The sequence below is a fragment of the Corynebacterium sp. 239_CJEI genome, assembly GCF_001055995.1.
Classification (GTDB): Bacteria; Actinomycetota; Actinomycetes; order Mycobacteriales; family Mycobacteriaceae; genus Corynebacterium; species Corynebacterium jeikeium_D.
The window spans coordinates 37,711-60,129 of the sequence record NZ_JVOW01000006.1 but is presented as its reverse complement, the minus strand read 5'-3'; the positions used below and the strand labels follow the sequence as shown (position 1 = coordinate 60,129).

Here is a 22,419-nt window from a genome sequence, read left to right as displayed (position 1 = left end):
TCTTAATTCTTATGCTTGTGTTGACGCCCAACCAGAGCGCCATACACCAGATCCAGCGTCGGCGTTTCCACTTTCGCCTTCTGCCCCATCCGGCGGATTGCGCCAATCTGGGCATCGAGCTCATTGGTAAGTCCCGCGGTGTAGTCGCGCTGCATCGACGAGGTGTTGTCGTACCCTTGATCATCAGTAAAGGCCAAGGTCCGCGACACGATGTCCTCTGGCAGCGCAACGCCGCAGGCTCGACCGACTGCCTCGGTTTCTTCAAACATCCGCGTCAAGCTGTCGCGCATTTCCGAACGCAAGTAACCAATCGGACTATCAGCCAGGGCACCTAGGGCACCGAGGTTAGCCACGAACATCGCTTTTGCCCAGATATCGACCCAGATATCCGGGAGCTGTTCGCCACCGAGCCCAGCCATGTGCAATGCCTCGATAACTGCCCCGACCAGGTCATTAGTGGAGTCATCGAATGTGCCGATGTTCAGGCTCATCGGTCCTGGTCGGAAGGTGACTTCTGCCGGGCCAGTGTGGATAAAGAAACCGCGGATAACACCCGGGAACACCTTGTCCTCACCGAACCGCCCCGCTGCCAAATAAGGGATTTCCACCGAGTTATGGGTGGTCACCACTGCTGCACCAGCCGGAACTTGCGGGAAAGGATCGTTGCCCGGCAGCGCCTTGGTTGCCGCAATCACAACATCGACGTCGACGCCATCGGCAGTGAGTTCACCCCAATTGTCGGCTGCTTTGACGGGGATAATGCTGCGTTCCCCGTGCTCGTCGATAAGCGTGAGCCCCACCTCACGAAGACGTGTCAGGGTCTCGCCGCGGGCGAGAAAGACGACATCATAACCCGCTTGCACGAGGCGACCGCCAAACCAGCCGCCGACAGCTCCTACACCTAAAACTCCAATCCTCATAGCTGCCACCTTACGACTTCCGCACTGAGCGCGAAATAGGTTGCATGCGGTTGTCCACAGGCAATCCAGGCTATCCCCAAATGTGAAATTTGAGCTTGAATTACTACCTTGTCAAAACTATGTAAAGCGGAGTAGGGTCGAAATTAATAGATATCAACCCAGGGTTGTTACTCTTTTGAGGCAAGACCTGAGGCCCACAGTTTGTGGCGCCTCGGGTCTTTTTGCGTTTAACGGCCCTGCTTACTGTGAAGGAAGGTCACGATGGGGTCGTCAAAAGATTCCAGCGCGAGGGCAATAGTTGAAAACCTCGGTGGACCCGGAAACATCACAAGCATGACGCACTGTGCGACGCGTCTGCGTTTTGAACTCGGTGATGTCTCCAAGATCAACGAGGACAAGATTGACAAGGTGCCGGGCGTACTCGGTGTCGTTCACCAGGGCGATAACCGCTACCAGGTCATCTGTGGCGGTGGCGTCGAATCGATGTACACGGCCATTAAGCACCTACCGGAAATGAAGGGTGCCGGCGCAGTCGCCACTAAGTCCGACGCAGACGTTAAGGCAGAAGCTCGCTCGAAGGCACGCGGCAAGTACTCCTGGCTGGACAATTTCTTCGAGTACCTCTCGGATTCCTTCCGCCCAATCCTGGGCGTGCTGTTGGGTGCATCGCTGATTATCGCGATTGCGGCTGTACTCGACGGCCTGAACATCGTCGACTTCCGCGCTGAGGATAAGTCCGCCACCTGGATTTTCGTCGATGCCATGTGGCGCAGCGTCTTCTACTTCCTGCCAATCATGGTCGCCTACAACGCAGCGAAGAAGCTGCGGGTAGATCCATGGCTGGGCGCAGCCATCATGGCTGCCCTAATGACGCCGGAGTTTATGAGTCTGCAGGATACCGATCGCTTCTCGGACACCATCAAGACAGTCAACGAGGAACTCGGTACCGAAACTTTCACCGCCAACATCTTCGGCCTGCCAATGCAGCTCAATGACTACGGCGGACAGGTCTTTGTACCGCTGATCATGGTCGCCATCCTGGCAGTGGTCTACCACGGTTTGAAGAAGATCTTCCCGGAGAATGTGCAGATGGTCTTCGTGCCGTTTATCTCCATGCTGATCATGATTCCGCTAACGGCCTTCCTCATCGGCCCGCTGGGCATCTGGCTTGGTAACGGCATCGGCTCCGGCCTGGCATGGATGAACTCGAACGCACCGTTTGTGTTCGCAATTCTCATCCCGATGCTCTACCCGTTCCTCGTACCGCTTGGCCTGCACTGGCCACTGAATGCGCTGATGCTGGTCAATATCCAGACTCTCGGCTACGACTTCATCCAAGGCCCGATGGGTGCCTGGAACTTCGCCTGCTTCGGAGCAACTGCCGGTGTGCTGGTTCTTTCCATGCGCGACCACGACACTCAGATGCGCCAAACTGCAACGGGGGCACTCGCTGCCGGTCTCTTCGGTGGTATCTCCGAGCCGTCCCTCTACGGTATTCACCTGCGCTTCAAGCGGATTTACCCGCGCATGCTGCTCGGCTGTTTCGCCGGCGGTCTGACTATCGCCATCCTGTCGGCTCCGTTCGGTGGTGTGACAACCAACGCCTTCGTCTTCACCTCCCTCATCACCACTGTCGTGTTCAAACCGATGTGGGTCTACCTGATTTCCGTCGCCGTGGCATTCTTCGTCGCCATGTTCGCCATCATTCTCACCGACTACCGCACGCCGGAAGAGAAGGCTGAGGCCGAGGCCGCACGCGCCGCAGAGCTTGACGACGAACCCAGCGACGCCACCCCACACGCTGCCACCAGTGGCTCCGATTCGGCTCCAGCTGAGGCTTCCGGTGACGCTGGTACCAACGCCGAGGCTGCCGCACCGGCTGCTGCGGCAGCTGGCGCCGGTGGTGTCGCAACTGCCGTTGATACCAAGCCTGTACAGGTGCAGGCCCCGGTTGCCGGTGAGGTTGTCAGCCTTGCCGAGGCCGGCGACGCGGTCTTTGCCTCCGGTGCTCTCGGTGACGGTGTCGGTATCAAGCCAACCAGTTCTACCGTGGTCGCACCCGTATCGGGCACGTTGATGACTGTGGCAAAGACCGGTCACGCCTTCGGTATTAAGACCGATGACGGTGTAGAGGTACTCGTCCACGTCGGTATCGACACAGTCAAGATGGCCGGTGAAGGCTTCGATGTCCAGGTTTCCAAGAAGCAGCACGTCGAGGCCGGCGATGTACTTGCCGAGGTCGATTTCGACAAGGTCAAGGAAGCTGGTTACCCAACCACGACACTGATGACCATCACCAATACCAAGAAGCTAACCAAGGTTTCCCCGGTCACCGGCATCTCTGTCCAAGCCGGCGACATGGTCATCGAAGTTCAGCCATAATTGATTTCTAGAAGGCATACCGGCCTGAAATCCCTCAACTTATGGAGGAGTTCACGGTTACCGACATGGAAATCCTGAGAGTATTCAATAACAACGTGGTCCTGGCCAAGGACGCGACCGGTGAAAAAATCATCACCGGCCGCGGCATTGGGTTCAAGGCTCGCCCGGGACAGCCGGTTGATTCGAGCAAAGTAGTCCGAATCTTCGTCCCGGCAGAAGGCCGCGATCCGGACCATATTGCCACGATGCTCACAGAAATTCCGCTGGCTCACATGACTCTTGTGACCGATGCGGTAACCGCAGCCGGCCTGCCGGAATCAATGACGAAGAACGCTTCCCTCCTTGTGGCGTTGGCCGATCACATTGGTTTCGCCATCATGAGGGCAGCTAACGGGCAGCGAGCCGATTACCCGCTGCTCGCGGAGGTCAGCCAACTTTATAGTGAAGAATACGCGCAGGCGCAGGCGATTTTGTCGCATATCAATCGCGCCCTCAATGACCGTCGTATAGCGCCATTGCCCCGCTCAGAAGCGGTGGCGATTACGTTACACCTGGTCAATGCTGGTTTTTCTACGGGTGATTTGAGCTTCACCTACACCATGACGGGCGTGCTGCAGCAGCTGCTCACAATCATTGAAAGTGATTTTGGTATCACGCTGGAGCCAGAGACTGTCAATGTAGGGCGCTTCATCACGCACCTGCGCTACTTGTTCGTCCGGATTGCCAAGCATGAGCAGTTGAAAGATCACTCCTCCGCTATTGGCCAGGCCATCCGTGACTCCGCCCCAGAGGCGTTTCGCTGCGCACAGCGTATCTCCGCAGTCATTGAACTGCGTCTGGGGTCGGGGCTGACGGAAGACGAAGTTTCCTACCTCACCCTGCACATTGCACGCATTGTGCAGGCAGCGGCTGTATCTCCCACCGCCTCCAGGGTTTCCCGGAGCGTGCGCGACGTTGATGCTAAGCAAGCACCAGCGGTGGGGTGTACAGGCACTGTGCCTGAGTCAGAAAATTTCACATATTCGACCCGAAAGGATTCAACCATGATTACTCGTACCGCTACCATCGGTTCCTCCGTAGGCCTGCACGCTCGCCCGGCTTCCCTGTTCACTCAGGCTGCTGCTGAGTACGACTACGACATTGTCATTTCCCTTGACGACGAAGAGGCCGATGCCGCCTCGATCCTGGAGGTCATGACCCTCGGCGCTAAGCACGGCGACGAAGTCACGCTGAGCTGCGAGGACGACTCCGCAGCTGCAGCTCTGGACGAGCTTGCAGCCATGCTCGAGCGCGACCTGGATGCCGAGTAAGCCCAGCTAAAACACTCCTGGATAACACCACGGCACACCACGACCGACGAGTATCCCCGCAGAGGTCCCGAAAAGGAGATCGGAAGCAATGAACGAGCAGCACACTGTCATCTATGGCATCGGTGTCTCGACCGGTACGGCCAGCGCTGAAGTAGTAAAGGTACTCCCCGCCCCGGGAGTTGATACTCAAGAGCCGTCGTCGACCGATCCCGTCGCCGATGGTGAGCGCGTCCGCGCGGCGATGGCCAACGTCGCAGAGTCGCTGAAGAAGCAGGCTGAGCACTCCAGCCCACAGGCACGTCCGATTCTGGAGGCCACTGCGCAACTGGCTTCCGATAGGGCGCTCGCCAAGGCCGTGGTGAAGAAACTCAAGGCGGGTTCCGGCGTCACCCAGGCCGTTCACGATGCCGTTGAGGACTACGCGCAGCTCCTAACCAGTCTCGGTGGCTACATGGCTGAACGTGTCACCGACCTCTACGATGTTCGCGACCGCACAATTTGCGAGCTGCGTGGCCTGCCAAAACCGGGCGTCCCGGATGTCTCCACCCCAACTATTCTGCTTGCCGACGATCTCGCGCCCGCCGAAACCGTGGGTCTTGACCCCGAGTTGGTCGTAGGCATTGCCACCGCTGGTGGCGGGCCGACCAGTCACACGGCTATCCTCGCAGCACAGCTGGGCATTCCAGCCGTCGTTAAGGCGAAGGGCGTCATGGAACTCGAGGCCGGAACCTTCGTCGCCATTGACGGCGGCGCCGGTGAGGTGATTGCGAATCCGACCGCCGATGAGGTCGCCGCGTTGGAAGAGCGCGCTCGACGCCGGGAAGCAGCCCTAGCGCAGTCTGTGGGCGCAGGCAAGACCGCTGATGGTTACCCGGTGAATCTGCTGGCCAACATTGGTACCGCGGAAGATGGTGAGTCTGCGGCAGCGCAGGATAATGAGGGCACCGGCCTGTTCCGTACTGAGTTCCTTTTCCTCGACCGCGACAAGGCTCCGAGTTTGGAAGAACAAACGGAAACCTACACTCGTGTGCTGAAGGCATTCGGTGAGCGACGCGTGGTTGTGCGCACGCTGGATGCGGGTGCGGATAAGCCGCTGAGCTTTGCCGACCTAGGCGAGGAAGAAAACCCGGCGCTGGGTCGCCGCGGACTGCGCCTGTCGCAGGCTCGGGAAGATTTGCTGGATACGCAGCTGGATGCACTCGCCGCTGCGTTTGACGCCACCGGGCGCAAGGCTGACCTACGGGTTATGGCTCCGATGATCGCAACGGTCGAAGAAACAAAGTGGTTTGCGGACAAAGCGCGTGAGCGTGGCCTGCCGAAGGTCGGCATCATGATTGAGGTCCCCGCAGCAGCGATTCGTGCGAAGCAGCTGCTGTCCATTGTGGACTTTGCCTCCATTGGTACTAACGACTTGTCGCAGTACACTATGGCGGCCGACCGTATGCAGGGGGCTCTGGCGGATTTCCTATCTCCATGGCAGCCGGCTGTGCTGCAAATGATTAAGTCCGCATGCAAGGGCGGCAATGCTACCGGCAAGCCCATTAGTGTCTGCGGTGAAGCCGGCGGTGACCCGCTGCTGGCACTGGTCCTGGTGGGCCTCGGCGTGAGCTCGCTGTCCATGGCTTCCAAGAAGGTGCCGGCCGTCCGCGCCGCTCTCCGCCTCCACGACCGCGCTACCTGCCAGCAGATGGCCGCATACGCTGTCGATGCCGAAACTGCGGCCGATGCGAAGGCCGCAGTGACCGCGCTGGTGGATCCGAAGGTGAAGGATCTGCTGTAGAGCGACGGAATTAGCACTAAGCCTGGCGTACACACGCTGTCAGCGTAAACGTGTGCGCCAGGCTCTTTCTCTTATGTTCGCTGCCCCATCACAGGCAGCAAATTTTCTGGGAAATTTCTTGATTTTCCCTCTCTCGAACGCCCCATTAGGATAAATAGAGTGCCTTCGTCGGCACCACCAACGCCGTCGAAGCCCCTTAATAATTCAAATAAAGACGGATCATACAAGCCGCAACTTAATTCACGCATCAGGCTCCACCCAGCCCGTGAAAATTCACAATTTCACATTAAGAGTGTCAGTTTTCGACATCGTGGCCTTTCATCTACATGGGCACACGAACTGCAATTGCGCTGCTGTAACGGGCGTTTGCGCCACCGCAGCACCGGCAACAATGGCATCGCCACAGCAGCTTGCAGCATCGCCCTTGACCTTACGGGCGACACTAATTTAGAAAGAACACAATTCTCATGACCAAGTCGAGCGGAGTGGAGTCCCCGAAGTCTTTCGCTTCCATTATCGTTGTTACAGCTCTCATGCTGTTTTCGATGTTCTTCGGCGCGGGCAACCTCATCTTCCCGCCGAAGCTCGGAGTGGATTCCGGTACCAATTTTGGCCCCTCAATCACCGGCTTCCTGCTCACCGGTGTGGCGTTGCCAGTTCTGGCCATCATCGCCATCGCCATTTCAGGCAACAACCTGCGTGACCTAGCGTTCCGCGCGGGCCGCATCTTTTCCTTGGGCTTCCCGGTAATCGCATACCTTTCCATCGGTGCTTTCTACGCTCTGCCGCGTACCGGTGCCGTGTCGTACGAAACCGGTGTCCAGCCGATTTTCGGCAGTGATTCACTGGCCGTCGCTGCGGCCTTCTACTTTGTTTTCTTCGGTATCGCCTTAGCACTTGCGTGGAATCCGAATGAAATTGTGTCCAAACTGGGCAAGATTCTCACCCCGGCTTTGCTGATTCTCTTGGTTGTATTGGTTGGAATGTCGGCATTCAAATTCGATGCCGCTCCGGCTGCGCCAATTGAGAAGTACTCCTCTACCCCATTTGCCTCCGGCCTGGTCGAGGGCTACCTCACCATGGACTCCATCGCCGGCCTGGCATTCGGCATTATTGTGATTTCCGCCCTGCGCGTCAGCGGTGTCCCAGAAGGCAAGCGCATGGTTCGCGGCACAATGACCGCAGGACTGTTCGCCGGCATTTTGCTCGCCATCATCTACTTGGGTCTGGGCTATGTCGGCCAGGTGCTGCCGAATGCCGCCTCCTTCGATAACGGCTCGGGCATTCTCGCAGAGGCTTCCAAGCTGGCCATGGGCCAGGTCGGACAGATTGTCTTCGGCCTCATCGTTCTGCTCGCATGTATGACCACGGCTGTCGGCCTAATTGCCGCCACCAGTGAGTTCTTCAACCTGCTGCTTCCGGGCATCAGTTACAAGGCCTGGGCCATTATCTTCACGGTCATGTCCTTCGTAATGGCAACACAGGGGCTGTCTCAGGTACTGGCGATTGCCGCGCCGATCATCACCTTTATTTACCCGCCGGCTATCACTCTGATTGCACTGACTCTTCTCGACCCGGTCATTTCCTACTCCTTCAAGCTGCATTACACCTACCGCCTGGGCGTCTGGGTTGCCACCATCTGGTCGGGTATCTCGGTGCTCTCCGGTTTGGGTGTCGGTGGTTCTGCTTTGGCGGACTTCCTCAGTCTCGTACCTGGTCAGACCATCGAGTTCGGATGGTTCCTGCCGACTCTGGCAGCGACGGTGATCGGATACGCAATTGACGTCGTCACGCGAAAGCAGCGCGCAAATCGCCCGGCGAGTGTGCTTGCCGACGAGACCGTTGCAGAAGAGGTAGCCGAAAAGGCGTAAAACCACACCCGGTTATTTGCGTTGCATAACGTAAATACCGCACGCTAGAGAAGTAAATTCCATCCGAACAAGGATTGACTATGAGTACCCGAATGCGTTTTACGCAAACGCTCCTTTTCCGCGTTATTGTCGCGATTATTCTGGGCATTGTCTGCAGCTTTTTCTTCCCGGACTGGCTGGCTCGAATTTTTGTCACTTTCAATGGCCTCTTTGGTAACTTCCTGGGCTTCTTTATCCCGGTGCTGATTTTTGCCCTCATCACGCCGGCGATTGCTAGCCTGGGCCGCGGCGCCGGAAAGTGGCTGGGTATTACCACTGCTATCGCCTACGGCTCGACGGTGTTTTCGGGTCTATTGGCCTACGCCGCCACCCAGGGGCTCTACCCTTGGCTGCTCGGCGCTGATCAGGCCGGCACATCGGTGGATATTGATGAGGGCGCGCTGGAGAGCTTCTTCAATGTAGAGATGCCACCACCGTTTGACGTCATGACCGCCCTGCTGCTGGCTTTCACGGTCGGTGTGGCGATGACCACCGTGAAGTCGGACTCGCTCTACCGCGGTGCGACGCAGCTGCGCGACGTGATTATGAAGATCATCTCGGCATTTATCATCCCACTGCTGCCGATTTACATCTTCGGCATGTTCCTGTCTATGGGCATGAACGGCAACCTGACCACGACGCTGTCGATGTTCTTCAAGGTGCTGCTGCTGGCAGTCATCGGCACCGTGCTCCTGTTGGCAATCCAGTTCTCCATCGCTGGCGCCATCGCTGGCCGCAGCCCGTGGACGTCCCTGAAGAACATGCTGCCGGCTTACGCCACCGCACTCGGTACCTCCTCCTCGGCCGCTACCATTCCGGTGACTTACAAGGCCGCGCTGAAGAATGGTGTCTCGGAGAAGGTCGCTGGCTTTACCGTGCCACTGTGCGCAACCATCCACCTGGCCGGTTCGATGATGAAAATCACGCTGTTCGCATTTGCGGTGATGTTCATGGCGGACAAGCCGCTTTCGCCGGGCATGGCCATCGGCTTCATTCTCACTTTGGGTATCACCATGATTGCGGCTCCGGGCGTTCCGGGTGGCGCAATTATGGCCGCGGTCGGAGTGCTGCAGTCCATGCTGGGCTTCAATCAGGAGCAGGTCGCTTTGATGATTGCCGCCTACATCGCCATCGACTCCTTCGGTACCGCATGTAATGTCACTGGTGACGGTGCAATTGCCATGATTGTTAACCGCTTTGCCAAGGATGATGTCATCGACCGTTCCGAAGAGCTCAGCTTCGACGCTGAAGAGGCCAATTCCGCATCTTCCACAACCGAGGCCTAACTGGCTTCGGTGCATATGTAAAAATTAAAGAAAACATCCACCGGTCAACCCCGTCGCAATCTTTCAAAAGGCCTTCTTATGGGCCGATGCGGCGGGTGTTGGCATACATGTAAGGGGCCCGCCTTGGACTTCATTTCGACTCGCGACCCAGAGCGCACGCCGCACAAGTTCTCAGACATTCTCCTGGGAGGTCTCGCTAACGACGGTGGCCTCTACCTGCCGGTCGAGTACCCACAGGTTGACGATGCCACTTTGATGCGTTGGCGCTCCGTGCTTGTCGACGACGGTTACGCAGCCTTGGCTGCAGAGGTCGTCAGCCTTTTTGTGGACGACATTCCACTGGAGGATTTGCGCGGTATCTGTGCACGGGCGTACACCTACCCGAAGTTCTCCGATCCGGATATTGTGCCGGTGACGAAGCTGGAAGATCAGCTCTACATCGGTCACTTGTCCATGGGCCCCACAGCGGCATTCAAGGATATGGCGATGCAGCTGCTCGGTGAGTTCTTCGAGTATGAGCTGGCTCGTCGTGGCGAGACCCTGAACATCCTCGGCGCCACCTCTGGTGACACGGGTTCCTCGGCCGAGTATGCAATGCGCGGCCGTGAGGGAATCAGCGTGTTCATGCTAACTCCGGCTGGTCGAATGACCGCTTTCCAGCAGGCTCAGATGTTTGGTCTGCAGGATGCCAACATTCACAACGTCGCCCTCGACGGTGTCTTCGACGATTGCCAGGACATCGTTAAGGCGGTCTCCGGTGACTTGGAGTACAAGGCCAGCCGCCACATTGGTGCAGTCAACTCGATTAACTGGGCTCGCCTGATGGCTCAGATCGTGTACTACGTCTCCTCGTGGATTCGTGTCACTGGCGGCAACGGTGCTGAGGCGAACAACGCGCAGAAGGTCAGCTTCAGTGTGCCGACCGGCAACTTCGGTGATATTTGCGCCGGCCATATTGCGCGCCAGATGGGTGTGCCAATTGACCGCCTAATTGTGGCTACCAATGAAAACGATGTCTTGGATGAGTTCTTCCGCACGGGTGCCTACCGCGTGCGCAGCGCTGCGGAGACGCAGGCTACCTCTTCCCCATCGATGGATATCTCCCGCGCGTCTAACTTCGAGCGTTTCATCTTCGATCTGCTGGGGCGCGATGCTGAGCGCACTGCAGACCTCTTTGGTGTCAAGGTCAAGGAGGGCGGCTTCTCTCTTACTGCTGATCCGCTCTTCCCAGAGGCTTCTGCCCAGTACGGTTTCCTCTCCGGTCGCTCGACTCACGCTGACCGCGTCGAGACCATCAAGGACTGCTGGGAGCGCCTAGAGGTCATGGTCGATCCGCACACCGCTGACGGTATCCACGTCGCCCGCGGCCTGGTAGACCAGGTATCCACCCCAATTGTCTGCCTGGAGACCGCTCTGCCGGTAAAGTTCTCCGAGACCATCCTGGAGGCCACCGGACGCGAGCCGGACTGCCCGGAGCGTTTCGCGAACATCATGAATGCCCCGCGCCGCGTTACCGAGCTGCCGAATGATGTCGATGTGGTGAAGAAGTTCATCGACGACAACGTGGCTTAAAACCGGACATAACTCAACGCCACCCCCATCCGCGCAGTGGCAATGTGGAAGAGTGCCCTCTTTTTTAAGGGCAAACGGCATTATCTTGGGCTATAGGGCTGTTATTACCCCCGTGATTACCTCACAATTGTTCACATGAGTTTCACTCGAGTTAATAGCCGTCCTATGCCCCACGCGCCCGCTTCCTCCCCGCAGGAAGGTTCCCAAAAGACCACCACGGTCTCGCGGGCGCTGGCCGACACACTGGCCCAGCACTGCGACCACTGCTTCGGTCTCATCGGCAACGCGAACTCCCACTTCACGTCAGCCCTTACTGAATCGGGATTCGGCTACTCCTCCGTCCGACACGAATCGGCTGCTGTCGGGGCCGCCGATGCCTTCCACCGCGCAGGCGGAGGGCTAGCCATCGCGACCGCCACTTGCGGCGCAGGATTCACCAATGCGCTAACCACTCTGGCCGAGGCTCGGGTAGCCCGTATTCCGCTGATTTTTGTCGTCGGCACGCACCCGGAACGCCCACGTCCCTTTGACCTTAATCAGGCGGCGCTCCTCGACGCCCTCGACGTCTGTCATCGCACCGTTACTCCCGAGTCCGCGCTTGACGACGCAAACTTTGCGGTCCAGCACGCACTGAGTTCTCGGCAGCCTGTCGTGCTGCTGCTCCCCTATGACATCCAAGAAGCACCGATTACGGCATCTGCGTCTGAAACACAGTCGACTAATCAGGAGCATCTGCACACCGGCCGACCAGAATGGTTGGAGTCAACTGTCGCGTCGCTGGCCGAGGAACTGCAAACTGCCCGTCGCCCACTCATTATTGCTGGTAGAGGTGTGTTGCTCTCTGGTACCGCAGATCTAGTTCGCCGCATCGGGGACGGTGCGGGGGCACTGTTTATGCACTCAGCGATGGCTCGTCATGTGCTTTCCAGTCCGTGGCAGATTGGCACCGTGGGCGGTTTTGCGCACGCGTGGCAGGTGGAGCTAGCTCGACAGGCCGATGTGGTGCTGTTCCTGGGAGCAAGCTTCAACGCTTTCCAAAACCGTGGCGGCAACATGTTTGCACCGGACGCGAAGATTATCCAGGTTGTCGACGAGCCCCATCCCGCTGCTCAGCCGTCGGTGACACCGCTATTGGCTAAGTTGGAGGAACTTCTGCCCGTACTGGCAGAGCAGCTGGAGAAGTCCCGGGGGTCGTCGTCAAGCACATGGCGTGCGGAGTTGAAGACACTGCCGACGACAGCGGAGGTCGAGTCGCTGACGTGCGCGGATGGCCGGTTGGATCCGCGGGCGTGCCTGCAGTATCTGAATCGTATCCTGCCCAATCAGCGCGCTGTGTGTACTGACGGTGGCCATTTCCTGGGGTGGGTTCCGAAATATCTTGATGTGCCTGGTCCGCAGCAGCAAGTGATTGTGGGCACGGCGATTCAGTCAATTGGTTTGGGCATGGGGTCACTTGTCGGCCTCGCGGCGGCACGCCCCAAGGACTATTGCGTGCTAGTCGCCGGTGACGGTGGCGGCACGATGGGTATTGCGGATTTACCTGCGGCGATTGAGCAGCTGCGGCGTGGTCGTGGCGGTTGCGTGGTGTTCATTAACGATGCTGCCTATGGCGCGGAGCTGCACCAGTTTGGCGATGTCGGGTTGGACACCTCGTCCATGGAGATTGCCGACTACGACTTCGCCGCAGTCGGACGTGCCTATGGCGCTCACGGTTTCAGTGTCGGCGAACCTGAGGACTTTGCCCAACTCGACGCCTACTTCCATGACGTTTCCAACTCCGATGAGGCTTCCGTTGCCGTAATTGATTTCAAGGTCTCACGGCTGGTGGTCGCGGACTTCGTGAAGGAAGTTCTGGCTAAGGCACAAAGGTAGTTTGCCGCAGGCATAATCGGGCTGCCTAGAACCCCGGTGCGACCCAACTTCAGGCCGGTTGGTTGATGGGGTCTACAATGTGGCGAGTGGTAAAGCAGCGTAACGGTAAAGATCAAATTTCATCAACAGATCAGCCCGCCACAGCGGTGGCAAAGGACCCGCGCGAGCACGTCACTGGCCGCGCGATTGCCGTCTGGCTGGCGGCGCTGATTACCTACATCGTTGCCATCGTCGGCCGCACCTCCATGGGTGTCGCTGGCGTCGAGGCGCTCGATCGCTTCCATATCAACGCCTCCCAACTCGCGCTGTTCACCGCCGTGCAGGTTGGCGTCTACGCCCTGGCGCAGATTCCGACGGGCATCATCATTGACCGCGTCGGCGCCAAGAAAACGATGGTCGTGGGCGCACTGATCATGGCGCTAGGCCAGGTCATCATCGCGTTTACGACATCGTATCCGCTGGCTGTCATCGCTCGTGTGTTCATCGGCGCCGGCGATGCCACCGCATTCCTCGGTGCGATGCGACTGCTTCCCGCGTGGTTCCCACTGCGCGTCACTCCGCTGTTCACGCAGCTCACGGCTGGTCTTGGCCAGCTCGGCCAGTTCATCTCTGCGGTCCCGTTCCTCGCGATTCTGCACGCCGCGGGGTGGGTGCCCGCGTTCTTGTCGCTGAGCACCGCGGGTCTTCTCATCGCTATCGTAGGCATGATCGCGCTTGCCGACGTCCCGGAGAACTCCTCCACAGCCAAGATGTCACTTCGTAAACGCCGCGCCGCCAAGAAGGCCGCGAAGACGGCTGCCAATGGCGGAGCCTCTGCCGCAGCCGATGAGAAACTAACTATCGGCCAGACTCTGAAGATTGTGACCACTCACCCGGTGTGCTGGCAGGGTTTCTTCACTCACTGGACTGGTTTGATGCATCAGTGCATCTTCACATTGCTGTGGGGCATGCCTCTGATGATGCTAGGTATGGGTCTTAAGCCCTCCGAGGCCAGTGTGGTGCTGGTCGTTAACACGCTGTCAGTAATTATCGCCGGGCCGTTGATGGGCATGGTCTCGGCACGCACCGGCCGCGACCGTATCAAGGTTGTTGTCGCAATCGCGTTTATCAACATGGCCGTCTGGATTGTGTTCCTGGCACCGAGCAACCCACCAGCGTACTGGGCAATTATTGTAGTCAACATCCTAATGGCCGGTCTTGGTGCAATGTCCAACTTCGGCTTTGACTCAGTGCGCGAAGAGGTCGATCGCAAGGTACTCGCCACCGGCACTGGGTTGGCGAATATGGGCGGTTTTGTGGCCACCATGCTCGCTGCACAAGGTGTCGGCTTCCTGCTGGATATTGCAGCTCCCGATGGAAACTACACCTGGGAGACCTTCCGCATTGGCTGGTTGGCTGTCGTCGGTGTGTGGGTGATCGGTTTCGTTGGCCTGCTGGTGGCAAAGCGTGCGGCAGCACGCTTTGTCGCCCAGCAAAGCCGTTTTGAGCTGGAACCTACGGAGTAGGAACTACAGGAAGCCGAAAGACGGAGCGGCTAGAACAGCGAAAGCTGCTCTGGCCCTTCCAGTCCCTCCGAGTCATCCGAGTCCTCCGATCGCCCAGAGGAGTCTGCGCGGCCGCTATCCGCCGTGCGTTCGCTGCCATCGGTCTGAGCACCATGGGAAGCGCGCTCACCGGTGTCAGTTTCGGAGGCTGCGTTCTCCGGGACGTCGTCAAGCGAAGGCGTTGATGCTACGGCCTCACGCTCATACATTTCCTGCAGCTTCTCGGTCTTGGTAATGCGGACTAGCTCGGCGTAGATGACCAGCTTCATAGAACTATTGACCAGTGGCCCCAGCTGGGAAAACAGGACATCGACGTCGCCGTCAACCGCGAGGCAAGCGCGACGCAGGCTCTCCTCGGAAATAATCCAGCGAGAAGTTTCCGCGCAGGTTTCGCGGTCGCCGATGAAGTCCAACGCGAGGGCAACCTGGTTGCTGGCGACGCCATCCAATGTGGCAGCCAGGCGCTCGTTAGGTGCGGCATCCTTGAACAGGCGGGCAATCTGGACTGCCTCCGCCGTCGGCACCTGGCCAGCGGCATACTCAGCGATGAGTTCGGCCATGCGCTGAGCACCGACGTGCTGATCAGTCAGCCAGATGTCGTGCAAGGCATACATGATGGCCATGGCTTGCCAGGAGGCGTGCCCATGATAGAGAATGCCCAAGATGCCGGCCTGCTCCAGCAGCCAACCGACCATCGCTTCCCCATCGGCGCCATTGCGAGCGCAGAGGTTGTCGACATTCCAAGCCATATGCCCTTCGACGCAGCAGCCATAGAACTTCTGATCTTCCTCCAGCTGCGCGGCCAGTGACACTACTTCACGCGCGGCATACGGGTAGCCGTAGGCAAGGGTGGCATGCGACAGATCATCGACCCCCATGGTCACCCACGGAAACTCGCCGTGCCACGGACCGCGACCAACGAGGAAGCCCGCCGCGAGATACGCCCATCGGGTCGAAGCATCGGCGTTGTACCAGTACTGCAGTGCGCGCGGCGTCGGATGCCCGCTGTCAGCGTGAATCAATCCCGCGTTGACCAGCATCTCCACAATCCAGGGTGCTGCGAAAGCACTCGCCCCTATTGACGCTGCGAAGTCCTGAATCCACAGCAGGCTCGATTCCTCATACATGTGCAACGGATCCTTCAGGCGCCCGTCGCCGCTGCCCGCAGCATCCATAAACGCCGAAGCAAACGCCACCGCAGCCACCGAAGCTTCGGTCAATTCCTTTGACTCCAGCGTTGCCGGGAAAGACTCCGTCGGATGCGGCTTACGAATCGACCACATGTCGCCCTTGAGCGCCAACGCGACTGCGCCCACCAGGCGGGCAACCACTGTCGATTCGTTGCGTGCTTCCGATTCTTGCTCAAATGTCGGCATCGCCGGTTCTTCTAGCACAGTCAGCAGCAGACGCTCTTCGGCCCAGCGCACCGCGTCGGCACGTAGTTCAGACCACATATAGGAGGGCAAGTACTTCTCGTCGGTTGCCATCCAGCGCAGCTCATTGCGAATATCCACCGGAGCTGTCATCACCAGAGCCCGCACCTTCACCGGATCGCAGAGGAAGCCTGCAATGTGCTCCACCTGGCGAGCCTGCACATTCCGCACCGTTAAATCGCTGGCGTTCAGAGCTCGCGATGTGCCCTCTCCCGGCGCGTTATCCGGCTCCAGCCCCATGCGCTCCATACGGCGACTCAGCACATCCGCTGGCATATTCGCCACCAAGTCGGCGACGCGGAAGCTGAGGCTCGGTTCCGCCGGGAACACCTCCGAAACATGTGGCGGCACATGCCACACGCCCGCCGGTTCCTCCCACACGAGCCCCTGGCGCTGGCCACGGCGTAGCACATGCTCAAGCTGCTGCTTGCCGACGCGACGACGCTTGCGGTCAACACCCTTCGGCGTATCGTGCGCCATCACGTCCGCATCCGATGCCCAATAAGCCACTTCTGTGAGGGTATCCAGCGATGCGGAATCCTCCAGAATATGAACTAAGTGGGCCACATCGAGAACATCGGGATCACAAAAAGACAGCGCTGTATGCGCTGAATCCTGTGACATCAGCAATTCCACCGCCTCTTGCCCAGCAGCTGAGGTATCAGCGGCTGGGCACGTGCGGCTCAATAAAAAACGCAGGTCGGTGCCATCGAGGTTGAGAATGAAATCCTCATACCTAGGGCGTACCGAGTAATCGACGTTGCGTTCCATAGCCCACCATTATGCCCGGTCGCCGTGCTAAGACAAAGGCTGCACCCCACTGCCACATAATCAGCCTCGCAGCGAGGTTCGGCAGACCTCTGCCCGGTCTACTCGTGGTCGGGGTTCTCCTCACCCCAAAACACACGATTGACGACACGGCTGGAGTGACGAGTTAGACGCAAATAGTGCTCAATAAAACCGTTGGAATCCGATGCCTCCCACCCCGCCGCACCGGCGACCTGAGTCAGCTGACGCCCCGGCTGGGGCAGCTGATCCGTGCGCTTACCACGGGTGAGCACCAGCGCGTTACGAGCATTCGTCGCCATCAGCCAGGCATCCCGAAGTGCGTCGGTATCCTCCGCATCTAGAATTCCGCGGTCTTTCAGCACTTCCAGACACTCCAACGTCGAAGTGTTGTGCAACTCCGGCACCTCGTGGGCATGCAGCATGGTTAGCAGCTGCACAGTCCATTCAATATCGGTCAGTGCACCGGAACCGAGTTTGGTGTGGGTACGCCGATCAGCTCCGCGAGGCAGCCGCTCGGAATCAACACGCGCCTTCATACGACGGACATCGCGGACCATCTTGGCATCAGCTCCGCCCTGTGGGTACCTCAGCGGATCGATGGCCTTAAGGAAGCGGGTGCCCAGGTCTTTATCGCCGGCAATCCAGGTAGCACGTAGCAGTGCCTGAATCTCCCAGGTTTCACCCCAGCGCTCGTAGTAGGTCACATAGGAATCCAGGGTCCTGACAATCGGGCCCGAGCGTCCTTCTGGGCGCAGGTCCACGTCGACCTCCAATGGCGGGTCCTGGCTTGGCTTTGCCAGCCGACGACGCAACGAGTCACAAATCCTGGTTGCCCACTTGACCGCCTCGGAATCGTCGACAAGCGGCGCTCCATCGGCGTCCTTGCGGGGTTCACAGATGAACATCACGTCGGCATCAGAGCCGTAGCCCAGTTCAGCACCGCCGAGTCGCCCCATACCAATCACGGAGATAACGCCCGGGACCTCCGAGTCAGGATGCTCCAGCGACCACGCACGGATTTCGGCGGCGAGGGCAGCTTCGAGTACGTTGTCCCACACCATCGACAGAGAATGACAGACCTCTTGCACATCCATCAGTCCGAAGAGATCCGCGGAGGCAATGCGCGCGAGCTCTGCACGGCGCAACGCACGTGCCACACCAATGGCCTTAGCTGGACTGTTGTGACGAGCAGCCGCTGCGACCAGCGCACGTCCGACTGCATCGGAGTCGGTATTCAGAAGCTTCGGCCCGGACGCGCCGTCGCCGAACCGTTTAATTACGTCCGGCGCACTCATAATCAGATCAGACGCGTACGGCGAAGAACCGAGCACCCGCATCAACCGCTGGCCGACGACGCCCTCATCGCGCAGCGTACGCAGGAACCACGTTTCGTCGTGGAGCTTCTCAGAGAGCTTGCGATAATTGAGCAGACCCGCGTCGGGGTCTGGCGTCGACGATAGCCACTCCATCAGCGTCGGTAGCAGCATCGCCTGAATACGCGACTTGCGCGAGGTGCCCGCCGCCAGCGCAGAAAGATGCTCGTAGGCGCGATCCGGGTACTGATAGCCCAGCGCGGCCAGCTGGCGCTTTGCCGCATCGGCCGAAAGCTGCAGGGTTCCAATGTCCTGCTCCACCACGGAGTTCAGCAGTGGACGGTAGAAAAGCTTGTTGTGCAGGGAGCGGATCTGTGAGCTGGCCAGTCGAACCTGCTTGGCCAGCGGTTTGCTGGCATCAGTGCCGCCCTCACCGACGATGCCAGAGGCGCGACCGAGCCACTGAAGAGCTTCGGTGTCGTCGTCGGCAGGCAACAAATGCGTCCGCCGCATCTTTTGCAGCTGCAGGCGGTGCTCCAGCAGACGGACGAACTCGTAGGCGTTAATCAGCGCGGCACCGTCTTCGCGACCGATATAGCCAGCCTCGACAAGTGCGTCGAGTGCCATCACAGTTGGCAGCACGCGGAGGCTATCGTCATAGCGACCATGGACCAGCTGCAGCAGCTGCACCGCGAACTCGACATCACGCAGACCACCGCGACCGAGCTTGAGCTCTCGGTAGCGAAGCTCTTCGGGGACGTTTTGGACCACACGGGCGCGCATGCGTTGAACATCATCGACGAAGGATTCCCGCTGAGAGGCGGTCCACACCATCGGAGCTAGAGCATCGATGTATTCGCGGCCCAGCTCGATATCGCCTGTCATCGGCCGCGCCTTCAGTAACGCCTGGAACTCCCAGGTTTCGGCCCAACGCTTGTAGTAGGCGACGTGGGAATCCACGGTGCGTACGAGTGCACCCGACTTACCCTCCGGTCGGAGATTCGCGTCGACCTCAAAGAAGCAGTGGCAAGAAATCCGGATAAATTCGCTGGCCAAACGGGTGGCTCGGGCATCCGCCGGCTCTGCGACGAATATGACATCCACATCGGAGATGTAGTTCAGCTCTTCCGCACCGCACTTGCCCATGGCGATTACGGCCAGGCGTGTTGAGACCGGCGACGAAGGAAAGACCTGTTGCACCGCGACAGAGAGTGCAGCCGTCAACGCCGCATCAGCCAGATCACTGAGTGCCTCCGAGACCTGACGGAATGGGACTTGTGGCTGTCCCGGACGGCGAGGACCCCGTGGATACGTGCCAGCCAAGTCGTAGCACGCAATACGCATGATCAAGTCGCGGTAGGCGCACTGCATCGCAACTTCGGCCTCACGGCCGGTTAGCTTCGCACGGTACAAACCGGGGCCTTCAAGCGTGGCGGGCGCAACGACGGGGTTGCGATACTCGGGATCCTCCTGCTTTTCCAGACTGGCCTCATCAGTGAGTTCGATGACCTCGGGCACAGCCCCGACGCTGGAGAGCATCTCGCGGAACATGTCTGCCTCAGTTGGAAACTCAGCTTGGAGCAGAACCCACTTTTCTGGGTGTGCAACCAGGTGATCGCCCAGTGCACTCGAGCCGCCGAGCAGCGCAAACATACGCGTACGTAGCGGCACCTGCTCGCGCATGGCTTCATCGAGACCGGACCAGGTGGCCCAGTTCTCCAGCTTTCCCTGCTGCTCCAGCTCGTCGAGAGCGCCTTTCAGCCGCACTAGCGCCATAAGCGCCAGCTTGGGGTCGCTGGCTCCGGCAAGACCCCACAACAGATGTAGGGACTCCTCGTTGTACCACCCCAAATCTTCCAGGTCAGCCCGCGTCCGATCGTCGTTACGCAAGCCCAGCGCTGCGGGCCGCGGCACTGATTGGCGAGATGTGCGAGGTCGATTCATCACCATTGAAACTGGTCACCCAAAAAACAAATTAAAGACGAAAAAGGAAGGGGGCGGTACGGGGAAACTAGTAATCCAGAGTTGTGCGCAGCTCCCACTGCGTCACCTGACGCTGGAACTCGCGCCACTCGCGCCACTTATTGAGCAGGAAGAACTCGTAGACATGGTCACCGAGAGCATCGGCCACCAGATCGGAGCGTTCCATCTCCTGCAGCGCCACCTCCAGGGATGTCGGCAAATCGCGGTAGCCCATCGCACGTCGTTCCCGCTTGGTCAACTCGGAGATGTTGTCCTCTGCCTGCTCCGGAAGCTGGTAACCCTCCTTAATTCCCTTCAAACCGGCGGCCAAAATCACCGAGTAAGCAAGATACGGGTTACAGGCCGAGTCCAAGGAACGAATTTCCACCCGGCGCGAATGTGCCTTACCCGGTGAGTACATGGGCACACGCACGAGAGCCGAGCGGTTGGCCATGCCCCATGTCGCGGACGTCGGAGCCTCATCGCCAAATGCCGTGCGCTTGTAGGAGTTGACCCACTGATTGGTCACAGCGGAAATTTCGCTGGCGTGAGTCAGAATGCCGGCAATGAAACCCTTTGCGGTGTCGGAGAGCTGGTTTTCATCATCCGGGTCGTGGAATGCATTAGTGTCCCCTTCAAAGAGGGAAATATGAGTGTGCATGCCATTGCCCGGCAAATCCTGGAAAGGTTTCGGCATGAATGTCGCCTGCACACCGTTTTTCATTGCGATCTGCTTAATGATGTAGCGGAAAGACATCACGTTATCCGCCATAGTCAGCGGATCGGCGTAGCGCAGATCGATTTCCTGCTGACCCGGCGCATTTTCGTGATGGGAGAACTCCACAGGGATTCCCATGTCTTCCAACACCGTGATCGCTTCTTGGCGAAAGCGGGGTGCGCGGTCGTAGACCGCCTGGTCAAAGTAACCGCCATTGTCCGTTGGCACCGGCGGCTTTCCATCAGTAGCCAGACTCTCTACGAGGAAAAACTCAATCTCCGGGTGGATGAACGCGTGGAAGCCCTCGTCGGCAAGCGCCTTAATCTGGCGGCGCAGCACCTGGCGTGGATCTGCCCACGACGGCTGCCCGTCGGGCATGACAATGTCGCAGAACATGCGCGCGGACGTGATTGTGTCTTCTTTATGTAGGCGCGGCATGACCTGGAACGTCGAGGGATCCGGCTGCGCAATGGTGTCAGCCTCGGAGACGCGGGAAAAGCCCTCCACCGCGGAGCCATCGAAACCAATGCCCTCTTCAAAGGAGCCCTCGAGCTCAGCCGGTGCGACGGCAACGGACTTCAGATACCCCAAAATGTCGGTAAACCACAGACGGATATAACGGATATCTTGCTCTTCGATTGCGCGGAGGACGAATTCCTGCTGACTGTTCATACTTTCCAACGTTACCCAGGTGCCCGGATTCGCGGTACACATTTTGACCATCCGGCGTGGCTAGCCAACTGCCGCACCCGTGCCATAACCGCTGCCCTCGTGGCCTCGAATTGCGGGTGACTATGGCATGCTCTATTGACATGAGCGGAAAAAAGATTCGTCTGAATAATCTGGCCGAATGGAAGGCTGAGTCTCGCCCCTGGGCAATGCTGACTTGCTACGACTACTCCACCGCGCGCGCTTTTTCCGCCGCCGGTGTCGAGCTACTGTTGGTCGGCGACTCTGCAGCAAACGTTGTCTACGGCTACGACACCACCACCGAGATCTCGCTGGAAGAAATGATCCCGCTTGCTCGCGGTGTCGTCCGGGGCGCTGGCAACGCACTTGTGGTTGCCGATCTACCCTTCGGCACTTACGAGGCCTCCGATGAGCAGGCCGTGCTGTCCGCCGCGAAGATGATGCGCGAAACCGGCGCACACATGATCAAGATCGAAGGTGGCGTGCGTATCGCCCCGCGCATCCGTGCGCTGGTCAACGCCGGCATTCCCGTCATGGCGCACATCGGTTTCACCCCGCAGTCCGTCAACGCGCTGTCCGGATTCAAGGTACAGGGACGCGGTGCGGGGGCGGAACAGCTGCGTGCCGACGCCCACGCGGTAGCCGATGCTGGTGCCGCGGCCGTGGTCCTTGAGATGGTGCCTGCGGATCTGGCCACCGAGATCACCCGCGAGCTATCCATCCCAACCTGTGGCATTGGCGCTGGTAATCAGTGCGACGGCCAGGTTCTCGTCTGGCAGGATGCCTTTGCAGTTCCGGCCGATGGCCGCAGGCCGTCGTTTAGTTCGGTGTTCGAAGAGGTCGGCGAGATGCTGACCAAGGGAGCGAAGCAGTATGTCGACCAGGTGCACTCCCGCGAGTTCCCTACTGAGGCGCAGAACTTCTCGGGTTAGCTCTTC

The 22,419-nt window shown here is 59.1% G+C and carries 13 protein-coding genes and 1 pseudogene; 10 read left to right on the top strand and 4 right to left on the bottom strand.

What is annotated here, in order from left to right:
• Window positions 1-2: 2 nt before the first annotated feature.
• The gene (locus ADB08_RS01365) at window positions 3-920 is read right to left on the bottom strand and encodes a 2-dehydropantoate 2-reductase (protein ID WP_048732590.1); all 918 of its coding nucleotides are present in this window, start codon (window positions 918-920) and stop codon (window positions 3-5) included.
• A 261-nt stretch (window positions 921-1,181) separates the two neighbouring features.
• Here ADB08_RS01365 and ADB08_RS01360 point away from each other — a divergent pair, with 261 nt between their 5' ends.
• The 9 genes and pseudogenes from ADB08_RS01360 (at window position 1,182) to ADB08_RS01325 (ending at window position 14,537) form a co-directional block, all read left to right on the top strand.
• Window positions 1,182-3,302, top strand: a complete 2,121-nt coding sequence (locus ADB08_RS01360; RefSeq protein WP_016423055.1) for a glucose PTS transporter subunit IIA — start codon at window positions 1,182-1,184, stop codon at window positions 3,300-3,302.
• 41 nt (window positions 3,303-3,343) lie between these two features.
• Window positions 3,344-4,183, top strand: a pseudogene (locus tag ADB08_RS11725) (PRD domain-containing protein); the annotation flags it as partial.
• 162 nt (window positions 4,184-4,345) lie between these two features.
• The gene (locus ADB08_RS11720; protein ID WP_224433282.1) at window positions 4,346-4,612 is read left to right on the top strand and encodes an HPr family phosphocarrier protein; all 267 of its coding nucleotides are present in this window, start codon (window positions 4,346-4,348) and stop codon (window positions 4,610-4,612) included.
• A gap of 88 nt (window positions 4,613-4,700) precedes the next feature.
• The gene (gene ptsP, locus ADB08_RS01350; RefSeq protein WP_049170190.1) at window positions 4,701-6,392 is read left to right on the top strand and encodes a phosphoenolpyruvate--protein phosphotransferase; all 1,692 of its coding nucleotides are present in this window, start codon (window positions 4,701-4,703) and stop codon (window positions 6,390-6,392) included.
• A 467-nt stretch (window positions 6,393-6,859) separates the two neighbouring features.
• Complete coding sequence (gene brnQ / locus ADB08_RS01345; protein WP_049170188.1) at window positions 6,860-8,263, top strand: branched-chain amino acid transport system II carrier protein; 1,404 nt, start codon at window positions 6,860-6,862, stop codon at window positions 8,261-8,263.
• An 80-nt stretch (window positions 8,264-8,343) separates the two neighbouring features.
• Window positions 8,344-9,588 (top strand): dicarboxylate/amino acid:cation symporter, encoded by a 1,245-nt coding sequence (locus ADB08_RS01340; RefSeq protein ID WP_049170186.1) that lies wholly within the window; start codon window positions 8,344-8,346, stop codon window positions 9,586-9,588.
• Window positions 9,589-9,711: 123 nt separating this feature from the next.
• Window positions 9,712-11,160 (top strand): threonine synthase, encoded by a 1,449-nt coding sequence (gene thrC / locus ADB08_RS01335; protein ID WP_049170184.1) that lies wholly within the window; start codon window positions 9,712-9,714, stop codon window positions 11,158-11,160.
• Between the two features lie 135 nt (window positions 11,161-11,295).
• Window positions 11,296-13,032 (top strand): thiamine pyrophosphate-binding protein, encoded by a 1,737-nt coding sequence (locus ADB08_RS01330; RefSeq protein WP_224783788.1) that lies wholly within the window; start codon window positions 11,296-11,298, stop codon window positions 13,030-13,032.
• A gap of 77 nt (window positions 13,033-13,109) precedes the next feature.
• The gene (locus ADB08_RS01325) at window positions 13,110-14,537 is read left to right on the top strand and encodes an MFS transporter (protein WP_049170181.1); all 1,428 of its coding nucleotides are present in this window, start codon (window positions 13,110-13,112) and stop codon (window positions 14,535-14,537) included.
• 29 nt (window positions 14,538-14,566) lie between these two features.
• On the opposite strand, the gene ADB08_RS01320 is transcribed toward ADB08_RS01325, so the two are convergent.
• The 3 genes from ADB08_RS01320 to ADB08_RS01310 all read right to left on the bottom strand — a co-directional run bounded on the left by ADB08_RS01320 (window position 14,567) and on the right by ADB08_RS01310 (window position 21,463).
• Window positions 14,567-16,780 (bottom strand): hypothetical protein, encoded by a 2,214-nt coding sequence (locus tag ADB08_RS01320; protein WP_049170178.1) that lies wholly within the window; start codon window positions 16,778-16,780, stop codon window positions 14,567-14,569.
• Window positions 16,781-16,878: 98 nt separating this feature from the next.
• The gene (locus ADB08_RS01315; RefSeq protein ID WP_049170177.1) at window positions 16,879-20,061 is read right to left on the bottom strand and encodes a bifunctional [glutamine synthetase] adenylyltransferase/[glutamine synthetase]-adenylyl-L-tyrosine phosphorylase; all 3,183 of its coding nucleotides are present in this window, start codon (window positions 20,059-20,061) and stop codon (window positions 16,879-16,881) included.
• 61 nt (window positions 20,062-20,122) lie between these two features.
• Window positions 20,123-21,463 (bottom strand): glutamine synthetase family protein, encoded by a 1,341-nt coding sequence (locus ADB08_RS01310; RefSeq protein WP_005511085.1) that lies wholly within the window; start codon window positions 21,461-21,463, stop codon window positions 20,123-20,125.
• Between the two features lie 140 nt (window positions 21,464-21,603).
• Here ADB08_RS01310 and panB point away from each other — a divergent pair, with 140 nt between their 5' ends.
• Window positions 21,604-22,413, top strand: a complete 810-nt coding sequence (gene panB / locus ADB08_RS01305) for a 3-methyl-2-oxobutanoate hydroxymethyltransferase (RefSeq protein ID WP_101687482.1) — start codon at window positions 21,604-21,606, stop codon at window positions 22,411-22,413.
• The last annotated feature ends 6 nt before the right edge of the window (window positions 22,414-22,419 follow it).